The organism is Shewanella mytili, assembly GCF_046765975.1.
GTDB classification, from domain to species: Bacteria; Pseudomonadota; Gammaproteobacteria; order Enterobacterales; family Shewanellaceae; genus Shewanella; species Shewanella mytili.
In genome coordinates this window covers 210,468-235,496 of sequence record NZ_JBKOUD010000003.1, presented here as the reverse complement: position 1 = coordinate 235,496, position 25,029 = coordinate 210,468, and the positions used below count along the sequence as shown (strand labels likewise).

Genomic DNA, 25,029 nt, shown 5'->3' with positions numbered 1-25,029 from the left:
TTCAACCCATTCGCTAAACAAAGGTGATTACCGTGACAAAACGTCGAGTCGTCATTACCGGCCTTGGGCTGGTAACACCTGTGGGTAATACCGTTGACAGCAGCTGGCAGGCGCTGTTGGCCGGACAAAGTGGCATTGCCCCCATCACCAAATTTGATGCCAGTGCATTTGCTACCCGCATCAGTGGTTCAGTCAAAGATTTTGATGCCGAGCAATACATCTCCAAAAAAGATGCCCGGAAAATGGATCTGTTCATTCAGTACGGCATGGCTGCGGGCATTCAGGCCGTGGAAGACTCCGGTTTGGACATGGCGCAGGAAGACCCTACCAGAGTGGGCACCGCTGTGGGTGCCGGCATGGGGGGCATGTGGCTGATTGAACATAACCATGCCGCTTACTTGAATGGTGGCCCACGCAAGATTTCCCCCTTCTTTGTGCCTAGTACCATCATCAACATGATTGCCGGACATCTGTCCATCAAATACGGCATGACCGGCCCCAATTTTGCCCTGACCACCGCATGTACCACCGGGGTGCACAACATCGGTTTTGCTGCCCGTACCATTGCCTATGGCGATGCGGATGTCATGGTGGCTGGCGGTGCAGAAGATGTGACCTGTCCTTTGGGTGTGGGGGGCTTCTCTGCAGCCAAGGCGCTGTCCACCCGCAACGATGACCCCACTGCTGCCAGCCGTCCTTGGGATAAAGACCGGGATGGTTTTGTCATCGGTGATGGTGCCGGTATTATGGTGTTGGAAGAGTATGAACACGCCAAAGCCCGTGGTGCAAAAATTTATGCTGAAATCAACGGTTTTGGCATGAGCGGCGATGCGTTTCACATGACTTCTCCACCAGCTGATGGCGCCGGGGCGGCTCTGGCAATGCGTAATGCCATTAAGGATGGAGCGATTGCACTGGAGCAGATTGGTTATATCAATGCTCACGGTACCTCCACACCTGCCGGTGACAAAGCGGAAACCTCGGCAGTGAAGTCGGTGTTTGGCGATCACGCCCATAAAGTGATGGTGAGCTCCACCAAATCCATGACCGGTCACCTTTTGGGGGCCGCAGGTGCGGTAGAAGCCATTTTCACGGCGCTGGCCTTGAAAGAACAGGCGGTTCCGCCAACCATTAACCTGGATAATCCTGATGAAGGCTGCGATTTGGACTTTGTGCCGCATACAGCCCGTCAGGCAACCTTTGATTACGCATTGTGTAACTCGTTTGGTTTTGGCGGCACCAATGGCTCGTTGCTGCTAAAAAGGGTTTGACGGATGTAATCCTTTGAAAAAGAGCGCCTTAAAGGCGCTTTTTTTATGTGCTTGGCAAAATGGCATGGTGCTTTATCCCCCAGCCAAATCGTGTGTGTTTATTAACGCTTTTCTAAGGTATGTGTTTTCGCATACACTCAATTTCCTGTTTCTAATCAGAACAACCAATACAGTGAGGTCATAATGGCAGGTTCAGACAGAGAGATAACCCTGCGATTTCTGGCAGAGCCAACGGATGTGAATTTCGGTGGCAAGGTGCATGGTGGCGCCGTAATGAAGTGGATTGACTTGGCGGCCTACGCCTGCGCGGCCGGATGGAGTGGCAAGTACTGTATTACCGCCTATGCGGGCGGCATCCGTTTCGTCAAGCCCATTTTGGTGGGCAACATGGTGGAGGTCAGTGCCAAAGTGATTTACACCGGCCATACCTCCATGCATATTGGTCTGGAAGTGAAAGCTTGCGATCCTAAATTCTGCGAACGCCAGACCACCACCCACTGCATCGTGATCATGGTGGCGGTGGATGAGCAGGGACACCCGACTCCGGTACCGGAATGGATACCCCAAACCCAGCGGGACATTGAGCTGCGTGATTCAGCGGTAACCTTGATGGAAATGCGCAAAAAAATCGGGGCCGAAATGGAAGCGCATATTCATCCTTGACGGGGGGCGTATTGTCAGGCGCCGTATGCTGAATAGGGGGGCTGGCAACGTATGCGCGGTCGCCTTTGTATGGGTGATGATGTATCAGATTCTGCAAATCAAAAATAAGGAAGTCTAATGGCCAAAGTTGCATTTTTGGGTTTGGGGGTGATGGGCTATCCCATGGCCGGTCACTTACGCCAACAGGGGCATGAAGTAACGGTTTACAACCGGACTCAGGCCAAAGCGCAGGCGTGGGTCAAGGAATATGGCGGATGCGCTTGCGCCACCCCCAAAGAAGCGGCAATCGGGCAAGATATGGTATTTGTCTGCGTGGGGAATGATGATGATCTGCGACAGGTGATATTAGGCACGGATGGTGCCCTGCATGGCATGGCAGCAGGTGCCATATTGGTGGATCACACCACGGCATCCGCCGATGCTGCCAGGGAGATTGCCGCTGCGTTATCCGCACACTCCGTGGCATTTCTTGATGCGCCGGTTTCCGGCGGACAAGCAGGGGCTGAAAACGGCGTGCTGACCGTCATGGTGGGTGGCGATGCCGATATTTTTGCCGCCGTTAAGCCGGTGATTGCCGCTTATGCGCGCAGCGCGGAATTAATGGGCCCTGTCGGCGCCGGGCAACTGACCAAAATGGTGAACCAAATCTGTATTGCCGGGGTAGTGCAAGGGCTGGCTGAAGCCCTCAGTTTTGCCGAAAACGCCGGTTTGAATGGTGAAAAGGTGGTTGAGGTTATCAGCAAGGGCGCAGCTCAGAGCTGGCAGATGGAAAACCGCTATAAAACCATGCTGCAAGGACAGTACGAGTTTGGTTTTGCGGTGGACTGGATGCGCAAGGACTTGAATATTGCACTTAATGAAGCGCGCCGCAATGGTGCCAGCTTACCGCTGACGGCATTGGTGGATCAGTTTTATGCCGAAGTGCAAGCCATGGGCGGTAACCGCTGGGATACCTCAAGCCTGATGGCTCGTCAGCGTAAACTGCAATCCAAGTAACGGCAATATGGAGGGCTGCTGTCCGTGAGTCCGTGAGGAGGTTACGGATGACGGTGCTTCATATACATTTGCCGGGAGAACCATTGCCAAAGGCCGCCATGATAGCGGCCTTATTGCCATATAGGCGCATAAAAAAGCGCGTAAGCGGTTTCCGTCTTGGGCACTTAAATCGATGGCGTTGGCACCGGTGTAGCCGTGACATATTCCAGCGCAACATCCGTCACTGCCCGTAAGGCTTCAGCACTCACATCCTGCAGTGATATCTTGCCGGCAGATGACGCCAGCAGCACCGCCCGGGAAATCTCTTTTAATGCCCGGTTGTGGCCGTTGAGATTTGCCAATGCCATCTGCATCGGCATCATGGATGGATTGAATGCGGCATTTTCGGCATAACGGCCACCAAAAATCGCCCCGTCACGGGTTTGCAGCACAACGGCGCAGTAACACTGGCTGTAGGGGGCATAGCTGTGACTGGCATGGAAGAGGGCTTGCTGTATCACGGCATCATGGCTTGCGTCACAGCTAAGCTCAATGTGCCGTGTGGCGAGCAGTGGCTGCTTAATGCCCAAATCGGCCGGACTAAAGCCATAAGGCAGATAATGATGCAGCGGCGCTGATGCTTGTCCCGGCAGGTGAATGTTGATGGCGTCACCGGCCACAAGTTCATTCATAAACTGTCGGCAATGGCCGCAAGGACTGGCATTAATCCAGATATCACTAAGCCGCTGCTCACCGGCCAACCAGGCGCGGCTAATGGCGTTTTGTTCAGCGTGTACCGCATGGCACAAGGCTTTGCCCGGCAGCTCAATATTGGTGCCCAGATATACGGTGCCGCTGTCGCCTTTGACAATGGCGCCCACGTGAAAGCCACTGACCGGTGCCAGGGACATGGCCGCGGCCAGCGGCAGCAAGGCAAACAGTAAGGATGATTCATCCAGTGCGCTTTGCTGTTGCAGTTGCAATAACTGCCGGGGGGTAAAACAACCGGCAAAATGGTTATCCAGCATAGGCTGCAGAGCCTGTTGCAAACTGGAGGGAAAACGCTCCAGTACTGCCGTAAATCTTTCTCGCATCAGCTTTTCCGATGATATTCAGGGGATGGATAATGCAGCTAAAGTGATTGCAGGTAAAGCACCAGCGCTTTTAGCAACTGCTGTTTGCTGTCATTTGCAGCAGTTTCTTCCAACAGGTTTTCCAGCCTTAACACATAGTCGGGATCGTTGAGCCGCTGCTGACAAAACTCACGCCATTGCAGGCTTTCCTGATAGTCCAGCAATGCCGGGTAATTACGGGCCCGGTAACGAAACAGCATCTCCGGTAATCTGGCGTCATCAAATTGCAATGCCAATGCCGCCAGGTTTTGCGGCGCCGTATGGCGGACTATCTCCATCTTGTTTTTGTCTGCATCTGAGAAAAAACCGCCGCTGTATAACATGACATCCGGGTCAGTATGCTGGGGATGATGGTCAATCTCATATAACGCCACCAGTTTTTGCCGGATTTCCGGTGAGCTGCGCAGCAAACGGAACTGTTCCCTTGCAAACTCTTTGTCAATCCCAAGCGTTGATGCGCGTTCATCGTTGAGGGTTTTTGCCGGTGCAATAAACGGGCATTTGTTCAGGTGGATGAGCTTGACGGGAATTGGCAGTTCATCAGCGGCCAGATCTGCCCTTGGGGTGTACATGCGTTGATGGATGGTTTCCACATCAAGGGTGAGCAGCGGGCTGATATCCATGTTCAGGTTAATGCAGATCACCGCATTGCGATTGACCGGATGATACGCCACTGGCGCTATCAAGGTCGTGCAGCCCTGGCTGGCGGGAATTTTGGAGCTTACGTGCACCTTGGGTGCCATATTGAGAACGTCTATCTGATCCGCCACGGTTTGTTTTTTGCGCAGATCGAAGTAGTACTGGAACAAGCGTGGCTGCTGTTCCCGGATCAAGCGGGCGAGGGCGATGGTGGCATAAACATCCGACATGGCGTCATGGGCCTTTTCATGGCTCAGGTCATTGGCTTGGGTAAGGTGCTCCAGCTTGAAGCTGGGGCTGCCATCTTCCCGTTCGGGCCAGACAATGCCATCGGGACGCAACGCATAGCAGGCACGTACCAAATCGATGATATCCCAGCGGGAGTTACCGTTGCGCCATTCCCGGGCATAAGGATCAATAAAATTGCGGTAAAAACCGAAACGGGTCACTTCATCATCAAAGCGCAGCGAGTTATAACCTGCCACACAGGTATTGGGGGTACTGAAAATCTCGTTGATACGTCCCATGAACTCCGCTTCAACCAGCCCCTGGTTATTGACCGTTTGCGGCGTGATCCCGGTGATGAGAATGGCTTCCGGCTCGGGTAAATAATCCGGTGCCAGGCGGCAGTAAAAGGTATCCGGCTCACCCACGATATTGAGCTCAAGATCGGTGCGGATCCCGGCAAATTGAGCGGGTCTGTCTTTGGCGGGATTGGCCCCGAATGTTTCATAATCGTGCCAGTATATAGTGGCGGGTCTGTTATCTTTCATTGCGATTTTAATCCTTGGTGTTTGCTAACTATTTATGATTATTGATTTTATTTCGTTAATAGTGCTGCTATTTCCCGGTATCAGCTTTCGTTTGCGCTTTATCGGTGCCGTGCATTTTGATGCACATGCCTCTTTCAGTCACAGCTTTCGCGTCATATGTTATGGCTGGTAGTCACAAGGGGTTAAGGATATCACGCCTGACCGTGGATAGCTTTTGTTGATGGGGTAACGGGGTTCTTTGAAGGTTTTCTGGCAGACCGAGGGGGTTGGGTAAATGCCAGATGGGCACCGTTAATGTTACTGAAACGGATGATTTAGGTCATTCTTGCCATTAGAATAGCGGCGCAAATCACGAAGATTCCACTAAGCCACGGCTTTGGGCTGTTCGCCACGAATTTTCGGCGCGCAATGGTTGTACTACAAGAGAACATTAAATGAGTTATGAATGCCCCATATGCCGCGAGGCGTTAGTGCTGGACAAGCGTCAATGGCGTTGCCCGCAGCAGCATTGTTTTGATATTGCCAAAGAGGGCTATGTGAACTTGCTGCCGGTGAATAAAAAACATTCCCGTGACCCGGGGGATAACCAGCAGATGATGGCTGCCCGGCGTACTTTTCTGCAGGCAGGCTTTTACCAGCCGCTGAGCGACAGGATCAATGTCCTGGCCGCCGGACTTGGGTTACAGGCGCCATCCACCCTGGATGTTGGTTGCGGTGAAGGATACTACAGTCAGCGGCTCCAACAGGCTGTAAACGGAAGTTTACAAGGAATGGACATTTCCAAGACGGCAGTGCGTTATGCAGCCAAACGGTACCCTCAGCTGCGGTTTTGTGTCGCCAGCGCCTACGACATGCCATTTGCTAGTGGCAGCTTTGATTTGATGTTGAAGATTTTTGCGCCCGGCGCTGCCGAGGAGTTGCAGCGGGTGTGCCGTAACGGGGGCTACTATATCAGTGTGACGGCAGGGCCGATGCATCATTACGCCCTGAAGCAAATCATTTACCAGCAACCTAGAGAACATCCTTTAAGTAGTGGTCAGCTAAGTGGTTTTTCATTGGTGCATCAGGAGCGTTTGCAATGGCAATTGCAACTGCCGGCAGGCGAAATCAGCAGCAGCTTTTTACAAATGACCCCTTATGCCTGGAAATTTACGCCGGAGCAAAAACAACAGTTGCAACAACAGGGTGTAAATTGTGAACTGGATTTTTCCATCGAAGTGTTTCAGCGACAATTATAAGCGGAAAGTCGTATTGAAAAATGTAAAACATGGCTAATTACGCAGATTTTAATGTCCTGTAAGCGAAGTCAGTTGACTTATCTATGGAATGATTTATAGTCAAGGAGGCTTGAAAGTTGGGCTTATTTTTATGTGTTCAAAACGACTTGTTCGTCCTGTAAGCATAAATAATACCGGCATTTTCAGCTCCACCGCCGTAAAGGCTTAGTATTGTTTTTGTTACAGGATTAAGAGTATGTCTCAAGTAACTGGTGTTGTTAAATGGTTTAACGCTGACAAAGGTTTCGGCTTCATCGCTCAGGAATCTGGTCCAGATGTATTTGTTCACTTCCGTGCTATTAACTCAGACGGTTTCAAAACTCTGGATGAAGGTCAGAAAGTTTCATTCACCGTTACCCAGGGCCAGAAAGGTCCACAGGCCGAAAACGTAAGTGTAATCGGCTAATTTATCTTTTTTAGATAATTCGAAAAAACGCGGCATTTGAGCCGCGTTTTTTATGCTTAAAATTTATGTTTTGAAACTTATTAGCATTTATTTTGTTTTTATCACTGCAGTGTTCAGGTTGTTTTTAATACATCAGTCAACCTAATATTAATTTAAAATTAATTTGATTAAGTTTTAAAAAATTTTTTAATCCTGCCTATTAAAATTTTGCGCCGTATATCTCAAAAATTTATTTCCCAGCAATAAGTTGCACTCTTTTATTGGGCATCGTTTTTTTATGTATTTTTCTCATGCCTGAATTTTATATTGTCTTATTGTTCCTCATTAATTTATTTATCAGTAGATCTTCACTTTTGTTATGTTTTTCATAACGGATGTTTGCATCTGCTCTCTTTTTGTCTGTTTGTCATGGCGTACAGGCGAAAGCTCATGAAAAGCGTTGGTAGGGGGAATTGCTGGCCAATAAGGGAGGTTCCAGCCGGAGCCACAATGTAAACTCCGGCTGGGATGTGGACTTCCGGTTATCCGTGGGCATCCAGGGTCAGCTGTGCTTGCGCTTCATGCTTGTCGAGTTTGGTTTTGCTGTCCAGCAAAAATACCCGCTCCGGCGCCACTGCGGCGGCTTCCACCAAGAAGGCTTTTACCGCTTGGCTGCGGTGTTGGGCCAAATTGCCCAAATCGGCATCGGTGATCTCCTGGGCATTGAGCAGTTGGTTATATAAGCCAATGTGCCAGAGGGTGAGCAGTTTTTGCTGGTCGACCTGGCCCTTGTCATCGGTTGCGGCTTTTTCAGCAAGGGCTTTTTGGGTGTCTGGGGCTTGCTGAAAGTGTTGTTGGTACAGGGTGAGCAGGGCGTCCGTGAGTTTTCCTGTGGCCGGTATGCGACTGGCGCTGAAACTCTCTGGCAGGCTTTCCAAACCGCTTTGCTGCAATAATTGCTGCTGTAATCGTTGCTCGGCCAGTACATGGCTGTCTTGTTGCGGGGCAACGGAGGCCTGGATGCTCAATGTCAGTTTGGGGCGCTCATTAAGGGCATTGGCGAGCTTTTTGAGTTTTTCCTGCTCCGCGGCGGAAAGGGTGGCCGAGCCCGCTTCAAATGCCACCAGATTTAACTCTTCATCACTGTCCAGCAGGCTTGCCAGGAAGGAGAAGGGCGCCGTGACGGCCTTGGTGATCACATTGGTCAGGGCGGTCAGGATGATGCCGCCGAAACTGAAATCCGGATTGTCCAAATCACCGGAAACGGGCAGCCCCAAGTCAATCACGCCGTGCCTGTCTTGCAACAGGGCGATGGCCAGGGTGACCGGCAAACTGGTGGCCAGCTCCGATTCTGTGGGTTTGCCAAGCTGCAACTGATCAATCACCACATGGTTGTTGCCTTTGAGTTGGTTATTTTCCAGCAAATAGTTAAGTGACAGGGTTAATTGTCCCTTGTCGATGTAGTAGCCCGCGTAAGTGCCGGAGTAGGGGTTCACGCTGGTAAGCTCAACACTCTTGAATAACAAGTCCAAATCCAGATAGGGCTGGGTCAGCAAGGGGTTGATTTCGCCCTTGAGGGACATGGGGGCATAACGGTCAATTTTGCCGCTGATATCCACCGAGGCCTTGGTGCCGGGCACTGATGACAGGCTGCTGATTTTCCCTTGCAATTGCTCTATGCCGGTTGCGAAGTTGGGTATGAGCGAATTATCGGCAAAAAATGCGGAGCCGTGGTTAAGAACCACGCTGGCCACAGAAACCTGAAACGGTGCAGCAGCTGTTGCTGCCTGCGTCTGATGGTCGGTTGGCAGTGGCGTTTTAGTGGTGGCCGGAGCGTCGCTGGCAATGAGCAACTGGCCGATATTGGTGCTGCGGTCTTCATTAATGGTGACTTTGGCATAAGGTTGCTCCAGCATCACATGGCCAATGAGCAGTTGCCTTTTTTCCGCATCAAACGTGACCGAGTCGATAGCCAGTTGCTGCCATTTCAGCAGTGGCTGGTGGAGTTTCTTATCCTTGATTTCCAACCCGGCAACGCGCAGATCTCCCTGGTAACGGGCCTGTCCTGCGGCATTGGCAGTGAATTCCCCGCCGGTACTGAGTTGCCCTTCTGGTAGCTCAATATTCAGATACTGTTGGAGATAAGGCTGGAATTGGGCCAGTTGCAGGCTGTCCAGGGTTAACTGCCCTTGGGCTTGCTTGGCATTAAGATCAATGCTGCCCTGGCTGCTGATATGGCCGCGCGGGTTATCGGCTGCACCTGTAGCGGGCGAGCTAATGGCCAAAGACAGTTGATAATCCAAGGGGGCGGAGAGTTCACTGTCAATGGCACCGGTGGTGATGCTCAGGGGATGTATCCGCCAGTTAACACCGCTCGTGAGTTGCTGCTCCAGCAGATTGATATCAGCATTGTGCAATTGCAGTTGTGTCAGTGCCACGTGCCATGACGCTTTAGGGGGATTTTCAGCACTGGCATTATCGGTGTTGCCCGCATTGTCATGGGCATCTTTGGGGGTGAACAGTTGGGCCAGTGCCAAGCCTTGCTTGTCAAAACGGCTATTGAGCCACAAGCCGTCAAGGGACAACGTTTGTACGGCCAACCGTTGCTGGGCGCCATTTAAGGTGATGGACTCCAAGGCCAGTTTGGGCAATGTAAGCACCGGGGTTTTACCATCGGTAAATTGCAGCTGGTGAAGGGTTAATTGGCCGTTATCCAGCATGTAATTCAGGGGCTGTTGGGAGGGCTGGGTCAAGACAAAATGGCTTTGGAAATTGATTTTGCCTTCATGGAGTTGTGCCTGCAGCAAGGGTTGTACATAACCCCAAAACGGCGCCAGCGTAATATTGTCAAGCTGCAGGTCGCCATCAACTTGCAACGGTGCCAGCAGTAACTGGCCTTCGCTGGTAAATGTGCCATTGTCCTTGCCGGTAAATGACAGTTGATAATGGTTCACCTGCATTTCGGCAGTCTGTTTATTGTCGGCTTGGGCATGGCTGGCAAAATTGGCCAGGTTCAAGGCAATGTCACGGTAATGCAGCTGGGTGTTGCTGGTACTGTCGGTAAATTGCACATTGCTTTGGCTGAGGGTCAGGTTTCCCAGGCGAACATCGGCCAAGGGCGCTGCCGTAGGCTCTGGCTCCGGCGCGGTGGCCGGGCTTTGCAAACGGGAGAGGATGTCATCAATATCAAAGCCGATATTGCCGTTGGCGTCTGCCTGGCGGGTGAGCGTGATATCCAGTCCGTTTAAGGTCAGATGGTTGATACACCAGGCTTGCTGGAAGAGTGATTGCCACAGATTGAATTGGGTGTCGGCATGGGTCAGCGACAGCTGGGGAGAATCACCCTTGCCGGCAATGGCAACACCATCCAGTTGCAGGCGCAGCAAAAAAGGATTGATATGCAGTTGCTGCAAGGTGACTTGCCGCCCCAACAGCTGGGTCAGCTTTTCCGGTAATACTGAACGGGCCACCGCGGGGACGAGCAACCCGAGCAGTAAGGCGTAAAGCAGATAGCCTCCCGTTAACCAGCACGCGATTTTCACGGGTTTCGGGGCACTTTTGTATGCAACTGTTATTCCTTTAAACCTGGACAATATCATGGACGTTCCCTGATTGAGCTAAATGAAGATGTGACCCTCACATTTTACGGTGTTTAGTGTCACAGTGGTATGTCACTTCATCCATTAGGATGGCGTTGCCTGTATCATTTCCTTAACTATGGCACTTTTAAGCGGGTGGGGCTGTTTGTTAACATTAGCGGAATTTTTTGTGTAGGAGTGTCAACCTTGAAGCGGGAACATGCAAAAGCCTGTCAATGGAACGCCAGCGCCATTACCAATGTGCTGGCGCTGGCGTTAGTGGTGGCAGGGATTGTCAGCGAAAATCATCTTGTGTGGAACGTGGGGGTGTTTGCCCTGTCTGGCGCCGTCACCAACTGGCTGGCGGTGTATATGCTATTTGAAAAAGTGCCTGGGCTTTATGGCTCAGGCGTGATCCCGTTACGTTTTGAGGCCTTCAAGCAGGCCATTGCCAATTTGATGATGGAGCAGTTTTTTACGGAGCAGAACATCGACAAGTTTCTGGCCCGAAACAGCGCCGCGCCCATTCTGGATGTGAGCCATCTGTTGGGAAAACTGGATCTGGCGCCTGCATTTGATGCCCTGGTGGCCACGGTGGCCCAGTCTTCATTTGGCAACATGCTGGCCATGTTTGGCGGCCAGGAAGCATTAATGCCGATGAAACAGCCCTTTATCGAAAAGATGCAGCAATCATTGCAGGAGATTGCCGACAGTGAAGCGTTTAATGAATTGCTACGCCAGGAACTGGAAAAACCGGGCGTCATGGCGGACATGCGCACCCAAATCCAGCAGATTGTGGAGCAACGTTTGCAGGAGCTCACGCCTAAGATGGTGAAAGACATGGTGCAAAAGATGATCCGTCGCCACCTTGGCTGGCTGGTAGTATGGGGCGGCGTTTTCGGCGGCCTGATTGGTTTGTTAAACGGCCTGCTTTATTAAGCGCAACGCCATTAAACGTAGCGTCGTTACCGGGTAGATGGGCAAAACGGGCTGGCCTTCAGCGTTTTGCCCAACCCAATATGTACATCACTATCAGAACGTGTAACCCACGCCAATGGTGACGGCATTGAGCTTATAGGGTTCGTCGGCAAAAAAGTGGTTATATGCCAGTGTGGTGAAATAACGGCCGTAGTTTGCCTGCAGTCCAATGCTCGCCACCGGTTTGTATGTGCTATCAGATGCCGAATCGGTTGCTGACAATATGCCGGTCATGTCCTGAATATCCGCTGTTACATTGGCATGCAGATAACTGTAACCTGCCTTGATGAACCCGCGCACATTGGGCATCAATTCATAAGAGGCTTTGGCGGCCACGTCCACCGCATATACATCCAGGTCTACCTCGGTGCGCGTGGTAGCCATCGCAAAATCGGCACTGCCTGCCCAATAATGGAAATTGGACTCAACCGCCCAAATGTCATTCAGCGGCATGCCAGCAGTCAGGCCATAAACGGCAGGGTTATCAGACAGTCCGTCAGGAAGGTTGGTGCCATACCCCACGTTGGCGGCCAGATAAAATCGCGGCGCTGCTGTGGGCGCTTGGTTATCGGCAAAGGTGGCAAAAGGGGTGAGTCCGCTGGCGGCTACCAGCATGGTAACAAGGGTACGCTTCATCAATATTCCTTATCTTTTATGCGTTGTTCACAACGGCAGATATTAACACGCTTCATTGGCTGACAATGTGCAGACTGTCTTTATATCGCCTTATTTTTTAAAGGGATGGCGTTATTTCACGAGGATGGACGTGTAGGACAGATGGGAATGCCCATTGCCTTTTTGAGGGTAAAAAGTGCCGGCACAAAAAAGAAGGCACCCCCAAGGGGCGGGATGCCTGTGGTTGTATTTGGTACAAAATGCAGGGTTGTTTACCCCAAGGGGTATCTTTTCAAGGCCGGGGCATCACCTTATGCAAGCAATGCCGCGGATTGAGCGGTTGCTTAGTAAGCGGCACTGTGGACAGAACGCACCGCTCTGCCGGATGGGTCGATAACCCCTTGTAAGCTGGCATCCCAGGCCAGCGCTTCCGGCGTGGAGCAGGCGACGGATTTGCCACCGGGAACCGTGCGCGCGGCGGATTCCAGCGGGAACATCTCTTCAAAGAAGCAACGATAGAAATAGGCTTCTTTGGTGTCCGGCGTGTTGTAAGGGAAGCGGAAATGGGCATTGGCCAGGTCTTTATCATCCACCTGGGCTGCGGCATGCTCTTTCAAACCGTCAATCCAGGAATAGCCCACACCGTCACTGAATTGTTCCTTTTGCCGCCATGCCACTTCTGATGGCAGCATGTCTTCAAAGGCTTCCCGCAGAATGTGTTTTTCAATGCGGCCATCTTTGGACATTTTGGCTTCAGGGTTAATGCGCATGGCCACATCCATGAACTCTTTGTCCAGAAACGGCACCCGGGCTTCCAGTCCCCAAGAGGCCATGGCCTTGTTGGCCCGCAGGCAGTCATATAGATGCAGTTTATCCAATTTGCGCACCAATTCTTCATGGAAAGCCTGGGCATTGGGCGCTTTGTGGAAGTAGAGATAGCCGCCGAACAGTTCATCGGAACCTTCACCGGATAGCACCATTTTTATTCCCATCGCCTTGATTTTACGTGCCATCAAATACATGGGCGTGGCGGCGCGGATGGTGGTGACATCATAGGTTTCCAGGTGGTAGATCACATCCTTGATGGCATCAAGCCCTTCCTGGAAGGTAAAGTTAATTTCGTGGTGAATGGTGCCAATGGCATCGGCCACTTTTTGGGCGGCCACCAAATCCGGGGCGCCTTTCAAGCCTACGGCAAAGGAGTGCAGCTGAGGCCACCAGGCACCGGATTCATCGTTGTCTTCAATGCGGCGCTTGGCATATGTCTGGGTGATGGCAGAGATGACGGATGAGTCGAGCCCGCCGGACAACAATACCCCGTATGGCACATCTGACATCAGCTGCCGTTTTACCGCGGCTTCAAGGGCGGCTTTCAACTCTTCCTTGCTGGCCGGGTTGTCTTTTACCGCATCGTACTCACGCCAGTCCCGCTGATAATAGGTGACAGGTTCGGCGCCGCTTTGCAGGTATTGGCCGGGGGCAAATACCTCAACGGTTTTGCATACAGGCATCAGCGCTTTCATCTCTGAGGCCACATAAAAGTTGCCTGCTGCATCCCGTCCGGTATAGAGCGGAATGATGCCGATATGATCGCGGCCCACCAGGTAGCGGTTGTGTTTTTTGTCGTACAGCACAAAGGCAAAAATACCGTTGAGCATATCCAGGAATTCGCAGCCGTATTCCTGATACAGGGCCAGAATGACTTCGCAATCGGAGTTGGTCTGGTAATGGTATTTATCACCCAGTTTGGCTTTCAGTTCTTTATGGTTGTAAATCTCACCGTTTACTGCCAGTACCAGCGAACCATCTTCGCTATACAGTGGCTGGGCACCGTGTTCTATATCCACAATGGCCAGGCGTTCATGAACCAAAATGGCATTATCTGAAGTAAAAATCCCCGACCAGTCCGGGCCACGATGGCGCATCAGTTTCGACATTTCCAAGGCAACAGGGCGCAGTGCCGCCGCATCAGACTGAATATCAAGAATGGCAAAAATTGAACACATAAAAAACTACTCCAGAAGCACTAACAATTACTGGTTGTTACTGTGCCATTATTACGGACAAAAGCCAAGTTTCATTTTTATGAAAACACATAAAAACCACGATTAATTTAAAAGATGATCTATCAAAATGCGGCAAAAAACTAAAAAATCATCAATAAAAAACAAATATTTTTAATGATTGTTATTTTTTACTTTTGGGCGGGTGCATCCTTTTAGGGGATCTCCACTGTGGCAGCAAAAAGCCCATTGTTGCCACCATGGATTAACTGACTGACAAACATACAACTTTTGTATGAAAAATAACGGCTTGAACAGGAATGGCGGCGCCCGTTGGCGCCGCTGAACGGGATAATGCAAAGATTAGTGCTGATGCTGGCTTGCAGGACGCAAGGGGTAAAACTCCGTGCCTTGGTAATATCCGGGCCTGTCGTCACTGTCTGCAAGGCTCGCAGCGGCGTGGTAATACACCGCTAAATCTTCCAGTGCGCCGCCAAGATCCCAGTTGTCATGGTATTGGTCACATACATTATGGTAGCAACCTTTCATCTGCTGCTGCATCTTGGCTTTATAGCGGGCGGTTGCCGCATCAACGGGCTCACTGCCGCCGCCTGAAAATGCTGCCGGCACGCCATATTGGGCAAAACTGAAATGATCTGAGCGAAAATATCCGCCGGACTCCGGATGGCGCTCACTGACCACTCGGCGTTGCTGCCGCTTAACAGCGGCTTCAAGGTACTGTTCCAGCTCGGATTTACCTTTTCCCACAATGATGAAGTCTTTGGTGCGGCCATAAATGTTGGTGCTGTCCAGATTGAACACCCCGATGGTGTTTTGCAGCGGGTAGAGCGGGTGTTGCGCATAATAACGGGAGCCCAGCAGCCCTTGCTCTTCTCCGGTGGTGGCGATAAATGTCAGTGAACGCTGTAGCGGGTGTCCGGCTTTTGCCTGAGCGCTGTATTGGCGGGCGAGGGCCAGCATGCCGGCAACACCGGAGGCGTTATCCATGGCACCGTTGAAAATCTTGTCTCCGCTCAGGGATTCATCCTTGCCAAGATGGTCCCAGTGGCCGGTAAATAACACATGTTCATTGGCCCGTTGTTGGCCGGGGAGAGTGGCCACCACATTGTAGCTGTCGGCATAGGTGCTGTGGTTGGCAAAATGGATGCTGGCATTTTGCTTCAAGGCGATATGCAGCGGCTCCCTCGCGGCCCGGTGCAGCAGTTGTTGCAGCTTCAGGCCCGATTGCTTAAACACGGCTGTGGCACTGGCCAGGCTCATCCAGCCTTCTACCTGCACCCGTGGTGTGTCTGAGGTAGTGGCCAAATCCTGCTGCGGGCCGGTCCAGCTGTGCTCTACCACCGACCAAGGGTAGGAGGCGGCGTCAGTCTGGTGAATGAGAATGGCGCCCAATGCCCCCTGGCGGCTGGCTTCTTCAAATTTATAGGTCCAGCGGCCGTAGTATGTCATGATTTTGCCGGTGAACTTTCCGGTTTCCGGCGCCGCGAATCCCGGGTCGTTCACCAGAATGATGGCGATTTTGCCGGTCATGTCGAGCCCTTGATAGTCATTCCACTGGTATTCCGGGGCGTTGATGCCGTAACCCACAAACACCAAAGGCGCCTGTTCAATCTGGATTTTTTTCAGTCCGTGGCGGCTGTTGAGCACAATATCCTTGCGGTATTGCAACGGCATGCCAGCCAGCGTGACTTGCTGCTGCTCGCTGGCGGTATAGTTGACCATGGGGACTTTTTGCAAATAACTGCCATCCGGACCAGGCTGCATCCCCATGTTTTTGAAAGCGTTAACCAGATAATCCAGTGTCATTTTCTCACCATGGGTGGTGGGGGCACGCCCTTCAAAAGCATCGGAAGAAAGCTGCTGGATATCGCGGCGATACTGCTGCTCATCAAACTGAACGGTTGCAGGTGGCTGCTGGCGCTGGTAACTGCAGCCACTTATCAGCGTTAGCAGGCAAAGGGAGTACACAAAACGCATAACAGATCCTGTTTGCTGGAAGGAAACCATGGGAAGTGACAGCGAACATTCCCGCCTACAACGCATGATGGCGGAAATGCGCGCGTTTTTACAGGTGTTATGTAATCGTAATGTTACACGATGTGTCAGCGGTGTAACCTTGGCATCAGAGTACGTCGATGTCGGCCGCGCAGTTGAAAATATGGTTGGGGCGAAACGGCTCCAGTTGAATGTCTTCCACCCGGGTAACCCCGGTGAGTACCAAAATGGTTTCCAGCCCGGACAGGAAACCGGCCAGGATATCGGTCCGCATGTTATCGCCAATAATCACCGTGTTTTCAGAATGGGCTCCCATGTGGTTGAGGGCAGAGCGGATAATCAGTGGACTGGGTTTCCCCACATAAAAAGGCTTGTGACCCGATATCACCTCAATGGGCGCGCATAGTGCGCCGCAGCCCGGGCCATAACTGGGGCCATGAGTATCCGGATTGGTGGCGATAAAGCGAGCGCCCTGGGCAATCAGCGTGGCGGCTTTGCGGATCATGTCCCAATGGTAGGTGCGGGTTTCTCCCACAATCACGAAATCCGGGTTAATGTCGGTAATAGTAAAGCCGGCGTTATACAACTCATGGATTAAGGCGCCTTCACCAATCACATAGGCTTTGGCATTGTTATCACCATTTTGGTGTTTGAGGAAATTGGCGGTGGCCATTGCCGAGGTATAAAAACATTCTTCGGGGATTTGGGGGATCCCGGCCATGGCCAGCCGATTTTGCAGGTCTTTGCCCGTTTGTGCCGGATTATTGGTCAGCACTACCAGCGGATTGCCCTGTTTCAGAATGCGGGCAATGAACTGGTCGCTGCCGGGAACGAGCTGATTATCGTGCATCAGCACGCCATCAATGTCACAGATAATATTTTTCATTGCCATCTCATACAACCATGTTGTCTTGCAAGTGGTGCCTTAAAGGCAAGTGGTCAATCTAACAAGTTACCAGGGTAAGTTGTCAATTGTACTGCTGGCATTTCTCGGTGATAACCCGATTAATGGGCAGATATCTGCCTAGGCAGTGCAAGAGGTGCCAATACGGCACAAGCGAACAGGGGAAACGGCAAAGAAGGGGGAAATTCGCGGGCAACGCCCTAGGTTGAAAATTAACAGTGCCCTTGGCAAGACACTGTTAATGTTGGCTTATTTAATCCGCGGCATATCCCATCGCCGCTAATGGCTTATCATCAAGCCAGGCATGGTTATCGCGCATTTGCAAACGGCCTTCGGCAAACCATTTTACCACGAGGGGATAAATGGCATGTTCTTGCTCTTGCACCCTGGCGGCCAGCATTTCAGCGGTGTCATCAGTAAACACCGGCACTTTGGCCTGCAAAATCACCGGGCCCGCATCCAGATGGGGAATGACAAAGTGCACACTGGCACCATGCTCGGGTTCGGCGGCATCAATGGCCCGCTGGTGGGTATCAAGGCCGGTAAATTTTGGCAGCAAAGACGGATGGATATTAATCATCCGTCCTTGATAGGCCATCACCAGCTCATCGCCAAGAATGCGCATAAAGCCGGCCAGCACCACCAAGTCCGGCTTGAAGCTGTCCATGGCGGTAGCCAGGCGTTTATCGTATTCGGTGCGGCTTTCACCGGGCATGGCGCTCACACACAGATTATCGACATTTGCCGCAGCCGCTCTGGTCAAACCGTAAGCATCCGCTTTGTTGCTGATAACACCCACTACCTGATAGGGGGATTTGGGCAGGGCACTCTCCATGATGGCTTGCAGATTACTGCCATTGCCGGAAATCAATACCAGCACGCGACAAACTGACATCAGATGATCTCCACCTGTTCTTCGTCGGCATCGCGTTTGGCTATTGCACCAATATGCCAGGCATTTTCGCCGCTGCTGCGAAGCTGCGCCAGAGCACTGTCCAGCTGCTCGCTAGGCACCACAATCACCATGCCCACACCGCAGTTGAAGGTGCGGTACATTTCGTGGGTGTCGATATTGCCGTTATTCTGCAACCATTCAAATACCGCTGGCCACTGCCAAGAATCACCTTTAACCACGGCTTTGCAGTTTTCTGGCAGTACCCGGGGAATGTTTTCCCAGAAGCCGCCGCCGGTGATGTGGGCCATGGCATGCACCGTGTGCTGCTCCAGCAGACTCAGGCAAGATTTCACGTAAATGCGGGTAGGTTCGAGCAGGTGATCAATCAGCGGTTTGCCCTGCAGCAACTGTTGCGGGTCGGCCTGGCTGACTTCCAGCACCTTGCGGATCAGCGAATAACCGTTGGAGTGGGGGCCGCTGGATCCCAGGGCAATCAATGCATCCCCATCACTTACCTGGCTGCCGTCGATAATGGCGTCTTTTTCCACCACACCCACGCAAAAACCGGCCAAGTCGTAGTCGGCGCCTTCATACATGCCGGGCATTTCAGCGGTTTCACCGCCAATTAGCGCGCAGCCTGACTGAAAACACCCTTCACCGATACCGGTAACCACTGCGGTGGCAGCGTTGACATCCAGTTTCCCGGTGGCGTAGTAATCCAGGAAGAACAACGGCTCGGCGCCTTGTACAATCAGGTCATTGACACACATGGCCACCAAATCGATACCAACACTGTCGTGTTTTTGATAATCAATGGCCAGGCGCAATTTGGTGCCGACACCATCAGTACCGGATACCAGTACCGGATGTTTGTATTTGGTTGGCAGTTCGCACAGCGCGCCAAAGCCACCCAGATTACCCAGCACTTCTTGGCGGTGGGTGCGTTTGACAACAGACTTGATATTGCTGACCAGAGCATTACCGGCATCGATATCAACACCAGCATCTTTATAACTCAGTGGGGTAGGATTACTCACTTGATCCTCTCGGGTACGTGGTTATGGGGTTTTATGCGGCGCTATTCTAACAGTTTGCCAAAAGGGTCGAAAGCCAAAGATGGTCAAGTAGCGCGCTGATATGGCTCACGAATCGACCTAAAACTGAAACTTTCTGTTTTCCCTCGGGGGTAAATCTACTAAAATCCACGGGATCAGCCTGGCTTGTGCAGGCTCTGCAAAACCTGCTTTGGTCGGCTCCCCGCTTGCAAAAACTCAGGAGATACACAATGAAAGTTGTCGAGGTTAAACACCCACTGGTCCGTCACAAAATTGGTCTGATGCGTGAAGGTGACATCAGCACTAAGCGTTTTCGTGAATTGGCCGCCGAGGTGGGCAGTTTGTTAACCTACGAAGCAACAGCCGATTTTGCAACTGAAACGGTTACCATCCAGGGGTGGAATGGTCCGGTGGAAGTGGAACAAATCAAAGGCAAGAAAGTGACCGTCGTGCCCATTTTGCGTGCAGGTCTGGGCATGATGGACGGCGTGCTGGAAAACATTCCCAGTGCCAGAATTTCGGTTGTGGGCATGTACCGCGACGAAGAAACCCTGGAACCCGTGCCATATTTTGAAAAACTGGCCAGTGACTTGGACGAACGTTTGGCACTGGTGGTTGACCCCATGCTGGCAACCGGTGGCTCCATGATTGCCACCATCGACTTGTTGAAAAAACGCGGCTGTAGCGCCATCAAGGCACTGGTGCTGGTGGCTGCGCCAGAAGGGTTGAAAGCACTGGAAAAAGCCCACCCGGATGTGGAGCTTTACTGCGCCTCCATTGATAATCACCTGAATGAGCAAGGCTACATTTTGCCTGGTCTGGGTGATGCCGGCGACAAAATTTTCGGTACCAAATAATCGGCTACAAACCGATGGTGAGCCAATAAAAAACCGCGGATTGTCCGCGGTTTTTTTATCACTGCTCCGTGAAGGCCGGGTTACAACACCATGGCGGCTATCCAGCCGAAGATCAGCAGCGGGATGTTGTAATGGATAAAGGTCGGGATAACGCTGTCACGGATATGATCATGCTGACCATCCGCATTCAGCCCGGACGTGGGCCCCAGGGTGGAGTCAGATGCCGGAGAGCCTGCATCGCCCAACGCCGCAGCAGTGCCCACCAGGGCAATCACCGCAGGGGCCGAGAATCCGAAATGCAGCGCCAGTGGCACATAAATGGTGGCAATAATCGGAATGGTGGAAAACGACGAGCCAATCCCCATGGTGATCAGCAGCCCCACAATCAGCATCAAAAACGCCGCCAGGGATTTGTTATTGCCAATCAGCTCGCCAATGGCATTAACCAGCGAGGCCACTTCACCGGTTTGGTTGACCACTGCCGCAAAACCGGATGCCGCAATCATGATGAACCCGATATTGGCCATCATGCGCACGCCACGATTAAAAATGTCTTCATTGTCACTGTGCTTGAGCACACCGGTAACGCTGAAAATCATGAAGCCTGCCAAGGCGCCGAATATCATCGATTCGGTATACAGTTGCACCAATAATGTGGTGATGATGGCAACAATGGCGATCACGATGTTGCGCTTGGGATTGTCCGTCTGGGGCTGGCTGGTGGGCAGGCCGTTCTGCGCCGCGGGCATCCGGTAATCCCGGGGTTTGCGATAAGAGATGAACACCGCCACCAACAAGCCAAGCAACATGCCTGCAGCCGGTAGCAGCATGGCGGCGGGAATGTCCGCTGCCGTTACCGACAAACCGTTATGGTTGAGGTTGGCCAGCAGAATGTCATTCAGGAAAATGCCGCCAAAACCCACTGGCAGCACCATGTAAGTGGTGACCAGCCCAAAGGTTAGCACACAGGAAACCACGCGGCGATCCAGCCGCAGTTGAGTCATCAACTGCAGTAACGGCGGGATCAGAATGGGAATAAACGCAATGTGGATGGGCAGCAGGTTTTGGGAGCTGATGGCCATGGCCAGCAGCGCCAGCAACAAAGAGGCTTTGACTATCTTCTGATTGCGACTGCTTTGCTCCTGTCCCAGCAAATGGATGACCGAGCCGGAAATCATGCTGGTAAGCCCCGAGTGGGACAGCGCCACCGCAAAGGCGCCTAACAGGGCGTAACTGAGGGCGATTTGGGCGCCGCCCCCCAGGCCGGTATTAAAGGCGGCAATGGTCTCGTTTAATCCCATTTCCCCCAGCAGGCCAGCGGCCAGCGCACTGATGGTCAAGGCAATGACCACATTAACCCGCAGGATGCTCAGCGCCAGCATCAGACATACGGCAATAACAACAGCATTCATATTAAAACAGATGGTTTTTGTAAAAAGCGTATTGTCGGGATCTGTAACGGCCCTGTAAAGCGTCAGGTAATAAAATGGTTACATTTATTGCCTATCGTGCTTTTTCGGGTAAGGGCAAGGGGGAATGTTTGATAATTCAGCAAACCGTCCGCTTTACCCTTGAAAAAAGTGATATCGATCATATATAGGTTGTGAGTTAATCGGCAGGTTTTATAATGCTTGTCAGTTAAAGCGGATTTGCAAGTCACTACTCAATCCATAGATGGAGGAAATATAATGGGCGTATTAGTAAGCCGTCCGGCCCCTGATTTTACTGCAGCAGCAGTGCTGGGAACTGGTGAAATTGTTGACAACTTCAATCTGACTGCCGCAATCAAAGGAAAACCAGCAGTAGTGTTTTTCTACCCAATGGACTTCACTTTTGTATGTCCATCTGAGTTGATCGCCTTTGATCACCGTTTGGAAGAATTCAAGAAACGTGGCGTGGAAGTGATTGGGGTATCCATCGATTCCCAGTTTACCCATAACGCATGGCGTAATACGCCAGTGGATCAAGGCGGGATTGGCCCGGTACGGTACACCATGGTGGCTGACGTACGCCATGAAATCTGTAAAGCCTACGATGTGGAACATCCTGAAGCCGGTGTGGCTTTCCGTGGTTCATTCCTGATTGACAAAGAAGGCGTTGTGCGCCATCAGGTGGTGAACGACTTGCCACTGGGCCGTAACGTGGATGAAATGCTGCGCATGATTGATGCCCTGCAGTTCCATGAAGAACACGGTGAAGTTTGCCCAGCCGGTTGGCAGAAGGGTGAAAAAGGCATGAAAGACAGTCCAGAAGGCGTTGCTGCCTACCTGGCCGAAAACGCCGACAACCTGTAATTGTCTTGGCGTTAGCCTGCTAGCGTACTGATACCAAAAGCCACCTGTGATGCAGGTGGCTTTTTTATGTGCATTATGGGTACATTAAGATGACGTACCCGTACTCAGTATGTGTCTGGCGCGGGATCACTCATCATCCGCCAGATAGTAATAACCCTGTGCCAGCAGTTGTCGCAACAGGCAACACATCCCCTCACTTTGCAGCATGCCAAGCGCCGTGTCACTATGGATGCTGGTCAGGTTGGTCAGTGTTTGTGCATGGGGCAAATCTGCGGTGGCAAAGGCAAAACTTTCACCATTGATGAACAGCCGTGACTCGCTGTCGTTTTCCAGTAACAACACTTTCAGGCCGCCAATGCGGCTGATGATGGCACCCTCCTGCAGGGCCTGTTGCAGTTCTTTGGCGCTGAGGGTTTCGCCTTCACACAAATCCAACTCGAAGCGGTTCTGGCTGAGGAGCTTTCCCAGCATGGGCTGGTAAAGCTGGGGGGCGTTGGCAAGTTCACTTAAGAGTGCCAGCAGCCCTTGCTGCTGGGCAGCAGGCACCATGCCAGGCTGTTGCGGCTCGGCGGTAGAGGTAAAGCGTTGCTGCCCCTGGTTATGGTCAATCAGGTAATCGGCCATGGAGGATAACAGCTCTTGCTGACTTGGCGCCCTGAAGCCGATGGAGTAAGACATGGCCTGGGTCAGGGTAAAGCCCTGATGCGGAAAGCCTGGCGGAATGTACAGCATGTCGCCGGGTTCGAGGATTTCATCAATTATCGGTGTGAAGTTTTCAATCAGGGGCGAGGTGGTGGCACCGCCTCGTTGCTGGTGGCAACCTGTATCGCCTACTGTCCAGCGCCGGCGGCCTTCGCCTTGAATGATGAACACGTCGTACTGGTCAATATGGGGGCCAACGCCGCCACCGGGGGTGGCAAAGGAGGCCATCAAGTCGTCAAAGCGCCAGTCCGGCAGAAAGCGGAACGCTTCAATTAATGGTTGGCAGTCCGGATACCAGTGATTCAGCGCCTGCACCAGCAATTGCCAGTTTTGTTCACCATATTGGCCATAATCGGTAAAGGGGCCGTTGAGTACTTGCCAGTTGTTCCCTTGCTCTGTGGTAAGCACGATGCGGGAGGCCACTTCCTCTTCGCAGGCCAGGCCGGCCAACTCGTCAGCACTGATGGGATCGGCAAAATGCTTGAATGCTTGCCGGAAGACCTGTGGCTTTTTTTGCCAGGTATTCTGCAAAAACGCGGTTTGATTGATAGAGAGTTGGTACATGTTGCAGTCCCCATTAAAAAAGGCGGTACCTGTCGGCACCGCCCGTGATCCCCGTATTGAGGATTATTTCAAGTCGTCAACCAAGGCTTCCGCCCGGCCGATATAGGTGGCAGGGGTGAGCTGTTTGAGTTCGGCTTTTACCTCATCCGGCAAGGCCAGATTGTCAATGAATGTGGCAAGCTGTGCGGCATCAATGCGTTTGCCACGGGTCAGTTCCTTGAGCTTTTCATAAGGCTTTTCAATGCCGTAACGGCGCATGACGGTTTGTACCGGTTCAGCCAGCACTTCCCAGTTATGGTCCAGTTCATCGCGCAGATGGGCTTCGTTGACTTCCAGCTTGCTAATGCCTTTCAGGGTGGCCTGATAGGCAATCAGGGAATGGGCAAATCCCACGCCCAGATTACGCAATACGGTGGAGTCGGTCAGATCCCGCTGCCAGCGTGAAAGGGGCAGCTTGGCGGCCAGATGGTGCATCAGCGCATTGGCAACGCCCAGGTTGCCTTCGGAGTTTTCAAAGTCGATGGGATTGACTTTATGGGGCATGGTGGATGAGCCGATTTCCCCGGCAATGGTTTTTTGCTTGAAATGGCCAAGGGCGATATAACCCCAGATGTCCCGGTCAAAGTCCATCAGAATGGTGTTAAAGCGGGCCACGGCATCAAACAGCTCGGCAATGTAGTCGTGGGGTTCAATCTGGGTGGTATAAGGATTCCAGTGCAGCCCCAAACTGGTGACAAAACGCTGGGACAGGGCATGCCAGTCCACTTGCGGATAGGCTGACAGATGGGCGTTGTAGTTGCCTACCGCGCCGTTGATTTTGCCCATGATTTCCACGGCTTCAATCTGGCGCAATTGCCGTTCCAGACGCATCACCACGTTGGCCATCTCTTTGCCCAGTGTGGACGGCGAGGCGGGTTGTCCGTGAGTGCGGGACATTAACGGCACGCATTTGTAGGCAGCAGCCAGCGCTTTTACCGCATCCGTGATTTTGCGGCAGTACGGCAACAGTACCTGATTGCGGGCCTCGGTGAGCATCAGCCCGTGAGACAGGTTGTTGATGTCTTCAGAGGTGCAGGCAAAGTGCACAAATTCACTTACGGCGTGCAGCTCGGCGTTATCGGCGATTTTTTCCTTGATGAAGTATTCCACCGCTTTCACATCGTGATTGGTGGTGGCTTCAATGGTTTTTACCCGCTGGGCGTCTTCAACGCTGAAGTTGTCACGAATGTTATCCAGCAGCACCAGAGCTTGTTCACTGAATGGTGGGACTTCTTCGATGTCAGGGCAGCTGGAGAGCAGTTTCAGCCAGTTGATTTCTACCTGTACACGATATTTGCTAAGACCGTACTCGCTGAATATCCCCCGAAGATCGGCGGTTTTATTACCATAGCGTCCGTCAACGGGTGAAATAGCCGTCAGTGCGGAAAGATCCATTATAAGCTCCTTGATGAA

The 25,029-nt window shown here is 52.1% G+C and carries 20 protein-coding genes; 8 read left to right on the top strand and 12 right to left on the bottom strand.

Annotated features, from left to right (window positions below):
- Positions 1-32: 32 nt before the first annotated feature.
- The 3 genes from fabF (at position 33) to ACIDEJ_RS05385 (ending at position 2,930) form a co-directional block, all read left to right on the top strand.
- Positions 33-1,271 carry a beta-ketoacyl-ACP synthase II gene (gene fabF, locus ACIDEJ_RS05395; protein ID WP_411987062.1) on the top strand — a complete coding sequence of 413 codons (1,239 nt, stop codon included), beginning with the start codon at positions 33-35 and terminating at the stop codon, positions 1,269-1,271.
- A gap of 183 nt (positions 1,272-1,454) precedes the next feature.
- The gene (locus ACIDEJ_RS05390; protein ID WP_411987061.1) at positions 1,455-1,934 is read left to right on the top strand and encodes an acyl-CoA thioesterase; all 480 of its coding nucleotides are present in this window, start codon (positions 1,455-1,457) and stop codon (positions 1,932-1,934) included.
- 117 nt (positions 1,935-2,051) lie between these two features.
- Positions 2,052-2,930 (top strand): NAD(P)-dependent oxidoreductase, encoded by an 879-nt coding sequence (locus tag ACIDEJ_RS05385; protein WP_411987060.1) that lies wholly within the window; start codon positions 2,052-2,054, stop codon positions 2,928-2,930.
- Positions 2,931-3,094: 164 nt separating this feature from the next.
- On the opposite strand, the gene cdd is transcribed toward ACIDEJ_RS05385, so the two are convergent.
- Both cdd and sbcB read right to left on the bottom strand, forming a co-directional pair.
- Positions 3,095-4,003, bottom strand: coding sequence for a cytidine deaminase (cdd, locus tag ACIDEJ_RS05380; protein WP_411987059.1), 909 nt, complete (start codon positions 4,001-4,003; stop codon positions 3,095-3,097).
- 38 nt (positions 4,004-4,041) lie between these two features.
- On the bottom strand, positions 4,042-5,454 hold the full coding sequence (gene sbcB / locus ACIDEJ_RS05375) for an exodeoxyribonuclease I (protein WP_411987058.1): 1,413 nt from the start codon (positions 5,452-5,454) through the stop codon (positions 4,042-4,044).
- 434 nt (positions 5,455-5,888) lie between these two features.
- On the opposite strand from sbcB, the gene rlmA reads away from it, so the two are divergent.
- Together rlmA and ACIDEJ_RS05365 are read left to right on the top strand one after the other, a co-directional pair.
- A complete protein-coding gene (gene rlmA, locus ACIDEJ_RS05370; protein ID WP_411987057.1) occupies positions 5,889-6,692 on the top strand; it encodes a 23S rRNA (guanine(745)-N(1))-methyltransferase in 804 nt (267 codons plus the stop codon).
- Between the two features lie 235 nt (positions 6,693-6,927).
- A complete protein-coding gene (locus ACIDEJ_RS05365) occupies positions 6,928-7,137 on the top strand; it encodes a cold-shock protein (RefSeq protein WP_411987056.1) in 210 nt (69 codons plus the stop codon).
- Between the two features lie 521 nt (positions 7,138-7,658).
- On the opposite strand, the gene ACIDEJ_RS05360 is transcribed toward ACIDEJ_RS05365, so the two are convergent.
- Entirely contained in the window at positions 7,659-10,715 is a 3,057-nt protein-coding gene (locus ACIDEJ_RS05360) for a DUF748 domain-containing protein (RefSeq protein WP_459382711.1), read from the bottom strand.
- A 186-nt stretch (positions 10,716-10,901) separates the two neighbouring features.
- On the opposite strand from ACIDEJ_RS05360, the gene ACIDEJ_RS05355 reads away from it, so the two are divergent.
- Positions 10,902-11,633: a DUF445 family protein gene (locus tag ACIDEJ_RS05355; RefSeq protein ID WP_411987054.1), complete on the top strand. Its 732-nt coding sequence runs from the start codon at positions 10,902-10,904 to the stop codon at positions 11,631-11,633.
- A 93-nt stretch (positions 11,634-11,726) separates the two neighbouring features.
- Here ACIDEJ_RS05355 and ACIDEJ_RS05350 read toward each other — a convergent pair whose 3' ends face one another.
- From ACIDEJ_RS05350 to purM, 6 genes are all read right to left on the bottom strand, one after another.
- Positions 11,727-12,308: an outer membrane beta-barrel protein gene (locus tag ACIDEJ_RS05350; RefSeq protein WP_411987053.1), complete on the bottom strand. Its 582-nt coding sequence runs from the start codon at positions 12,306-12,308 to the stop codon at positions 11,727-11,729.
- 323 nt (positions 12,309-12,631) lie between these two features.
- Positions 12,632-14,293, bottom strand: a complete 1,662-nt coding sequence (gene asnB / locus ACIDEJ_RS05345) for an asparagine synthase B (RefSeq protein WP_411987052.1) — start codon at positions 14,291-14,293, stop codon at positions 12,632-12,634.
- A 360-nt stretch (positions 14,294-14,653) separates the two neighbouring features.
- A complete protein-coding gene (locus ACIDEJ_RS05340; protein WP_411987051.1) occupies positions 14,654-16,288 on the bottom strand; it encodes a M28 family metallopeptidase in 1,635 nt (544 codons plus the stop codon).
- Positions 16,289-16,433: 145 nt separating this feature from the next.
- Positions 16,434-17,192 carry an HAD-IIA family hydrolase gene (locus ACIDEJ_RS05335; protein ID WP_411987050.1) on the bottom strand — a complete coding sequence of 253 codons (759 nt, stop codon included), beginning with the start codon at positions 17,190-17,192 and terminating at the stop codon, positions 16,434-16,436.
- Between the two features lie 271 nt (positions 17,193-17,463).
- On the bottom strand, positions 17,464-18,108 hold the full coding sequence (gene purN / locus ACIDEJ_RS05330) for a phosphoribosylglycinamide formyltransferase (protein WP_411987107.1): 645 nt from the start codon (positions 18,106-18,108) through the stop codon (positions 17,464-17,466).
- The gene (gene purM / locus ACIDEJ_RS05325) at positions 18,105-19,142 is read right to left on the bottom strand and encodes a phosphoribosylformylglycinamidine cyclo-ligase (RefSeq protein ID WP_411987049.1); all 1,038 of its coding nucleotides are present in this window, start codon (positions 19,140-19,142) and stop codon (positions 18,105-18,107) included. Before purM ends, purN begins: the two co-directional genes overlap by 4 nt.
- Before the next feature lie 248 nt (positions 19,143-19,390).
- On the opposite strand from purM, the gene upp reads away from it, so the two are divergent.
- Positions 19,391-20,017: a uracil phosphoribosyltransferase gene (gene upp, locus ACIDEJ_RS05320; RefSeq protein ID WP_411987048.1), complete on the top strand. Its 627-nt coding sequence runs from the start codon at positions 19,391-19,393 to the stop codon at positions 20,015-20,017.
- A gap of 80 nt (positions 20,018-20,097) precedes the next feature.
- Here the strand turns inward: upp and ACIDEJ_RS05315 are convergent, their stop codons facing one another.
- On the bottom strand, positions 20,098-21,429 hold the full coding sequence (locus tag ACIDEJ_RS05315) for a Na+/H+ antiporter family protein (RefSeq protein WP_411987047.1): 1,332 nt from the start codon (positions 21,427-21,429) through the stop codon (positions 20,098-20,100).
- A 276-nt stretch (positions 21,430-21,705) separates the two neighbouring features.
- Here ACIDEJ_RS05315 and ACIDEJ_RS05310 point away from each other — a divergent pair, with 276 nt between their 5' ends.
- Positions 21,706-22,311 (top strand): peroxiredoxin C, encoded by a 606-nt coding sequence (locus ACIDEJ_RS05310; RefSeq protein WP_411987046.1) that lies wholly within the window; start codon positions 21,706-21,708, stop codon positions 22,309-22,311.
- A 126-nt stretch (positions 22,312-22,437) separates the two neighbouring features.
- On the opposite strand, the gene ACIDEJ_RS05305 is transcribed toward ACIDEJ_RS05310, so the two are convergent.
- Positions 22,438-23,577, bottom strand: coding sequence for a ribosomal protein uL16 3-hydroxylase (locus ACIDEJ_RS05305; RefSeq protein WP_411987045.1), 1,140 nt, complete (start codon positions 23,575-23,577; stop codon positions 22,438-22,440).
- Positions 23,578-23,640: 63 nt separating this feature from the next.
- The gene (gene purB, locus ACIDEJ_RS05300; protein WP_411987044.1) at positions 23,641-25,011 is read right to left on the bottom strand and encodes an adenylosuccinate lyase; all 1,371 of its coding nucleotides are present in this window, start codon (positions 25,009-25,011) and stop codon (positions 23,641-23,643) included.
- Positions 25,012-25,029 lie beyond the last annotated feature (18 nt).

Coding starts and splice junctions, on each gene's coding strand:
- upp (WP_411987048.1), top strand. CDS start 19,391: ATGAAAGTTGTCGAGGTTAAACACCCACTGGTCCGTCACAAAATTGGT.
- ACIDEJ_RS05335 (WP_411987050.1), bottom strand. CDS start 17,192: ATGAAAAATATTATCTGTGACATTGATGGCGTGCTGATGCACGATAAT.
- ACIDEJ_RS05310 (WP_411987046.1), top strand. CDS start 21,706: ATGGGCGTATTAGTAAGCCGTCCGGCCCCTGATTTTACTGCAGCAGCA.
- rlmA (WP_411987057.1), top strand. CDS start 5,889: ATGAGTTATGAATGCCCCATATGCCGCGAGGCGTTAGTGCTGGACAAG.
- ACIDEJ_RS05360 (WP_459382711.1), bottom strand. CDS start 10,715: ATGATATTGTCCAGGTTTAAAGGAATAACAGTTGCATACAAAAGTGCC.
- ACIDEJ_RS05315 (WP_411987047.1), bottom strand. CDS start 21,429: ATGAATGCTGTTGTTATTGCCGTATGTCTGATGCTGGCGCTGAGCATC.
- ACIDEJ_RS05350 (WP_411987053.1), bottom strand. CDS start 12,308: ATGAAGCGTACCCTTGTTACCATGCTGGTAGCCGCCAGCGGACTCACC.
- purB (WP_411987044.1), bottom strand. CDS start 25,011: ATGGATCTTTCCGCACTGACGGCTATTTCACCCGTTGACGGACGCTAT.
- ACIDEJ_RS05365 (WP_411987056.1), top strand. CDS start 6,928: ATGTCTCAAGTAACTGGTGTTGTTAAATGGTTTAACGCTGACAAAGGT.
- ACIDEJ_RS05340 (WP_411987051.1), bottom strand. CDS start 16,288: ATGCGTTTTGTGTACTCCCTTTGCCTGCTAACGCTGATAAGTGGCTGC.
- cdd (WP_411987059.1), bottom strand. CDS start 4,003: ATGCGAGAAAGATTTACGGCAGTACTGGAGCGTTTTCCCTCCAGTTTG.
- asnB (WP_411987052.1), bottom strand. CDS start 14,293: ATGTGTTCAATTTTTGCCATTCTTGATATTCAGTCTGATGCGGCGGCA.
- ACIDEJ_RS05390 (WP_411987061.1), top strand. CDS start 1,455: ATGGCAGGTTCAGACAGAGAGATAACCCTGCGATTTCTGGCAGAGCCA.
- ACIDEJ_RS05305 (WP_411987045.1), bottom strand. CDS start 23,577: ATGTACCAACTCTCTATCAATCAAACCGCGTTTTTGCAGAATACCTGG.
- sbcB (WP_411987058.1), bottom strand. CDS start 5,454: ATGAAAGATAACAGACCCGCCACTATATACTGGCACGATTATGAAACA.
- ACIDEJ_RS05385 (WP_411987060.1), top strand. CDS start 2,052: ATGGCCAAAGTTGCATTTTTGGGTTTGGGGGTGATGGGCTATCCCATG.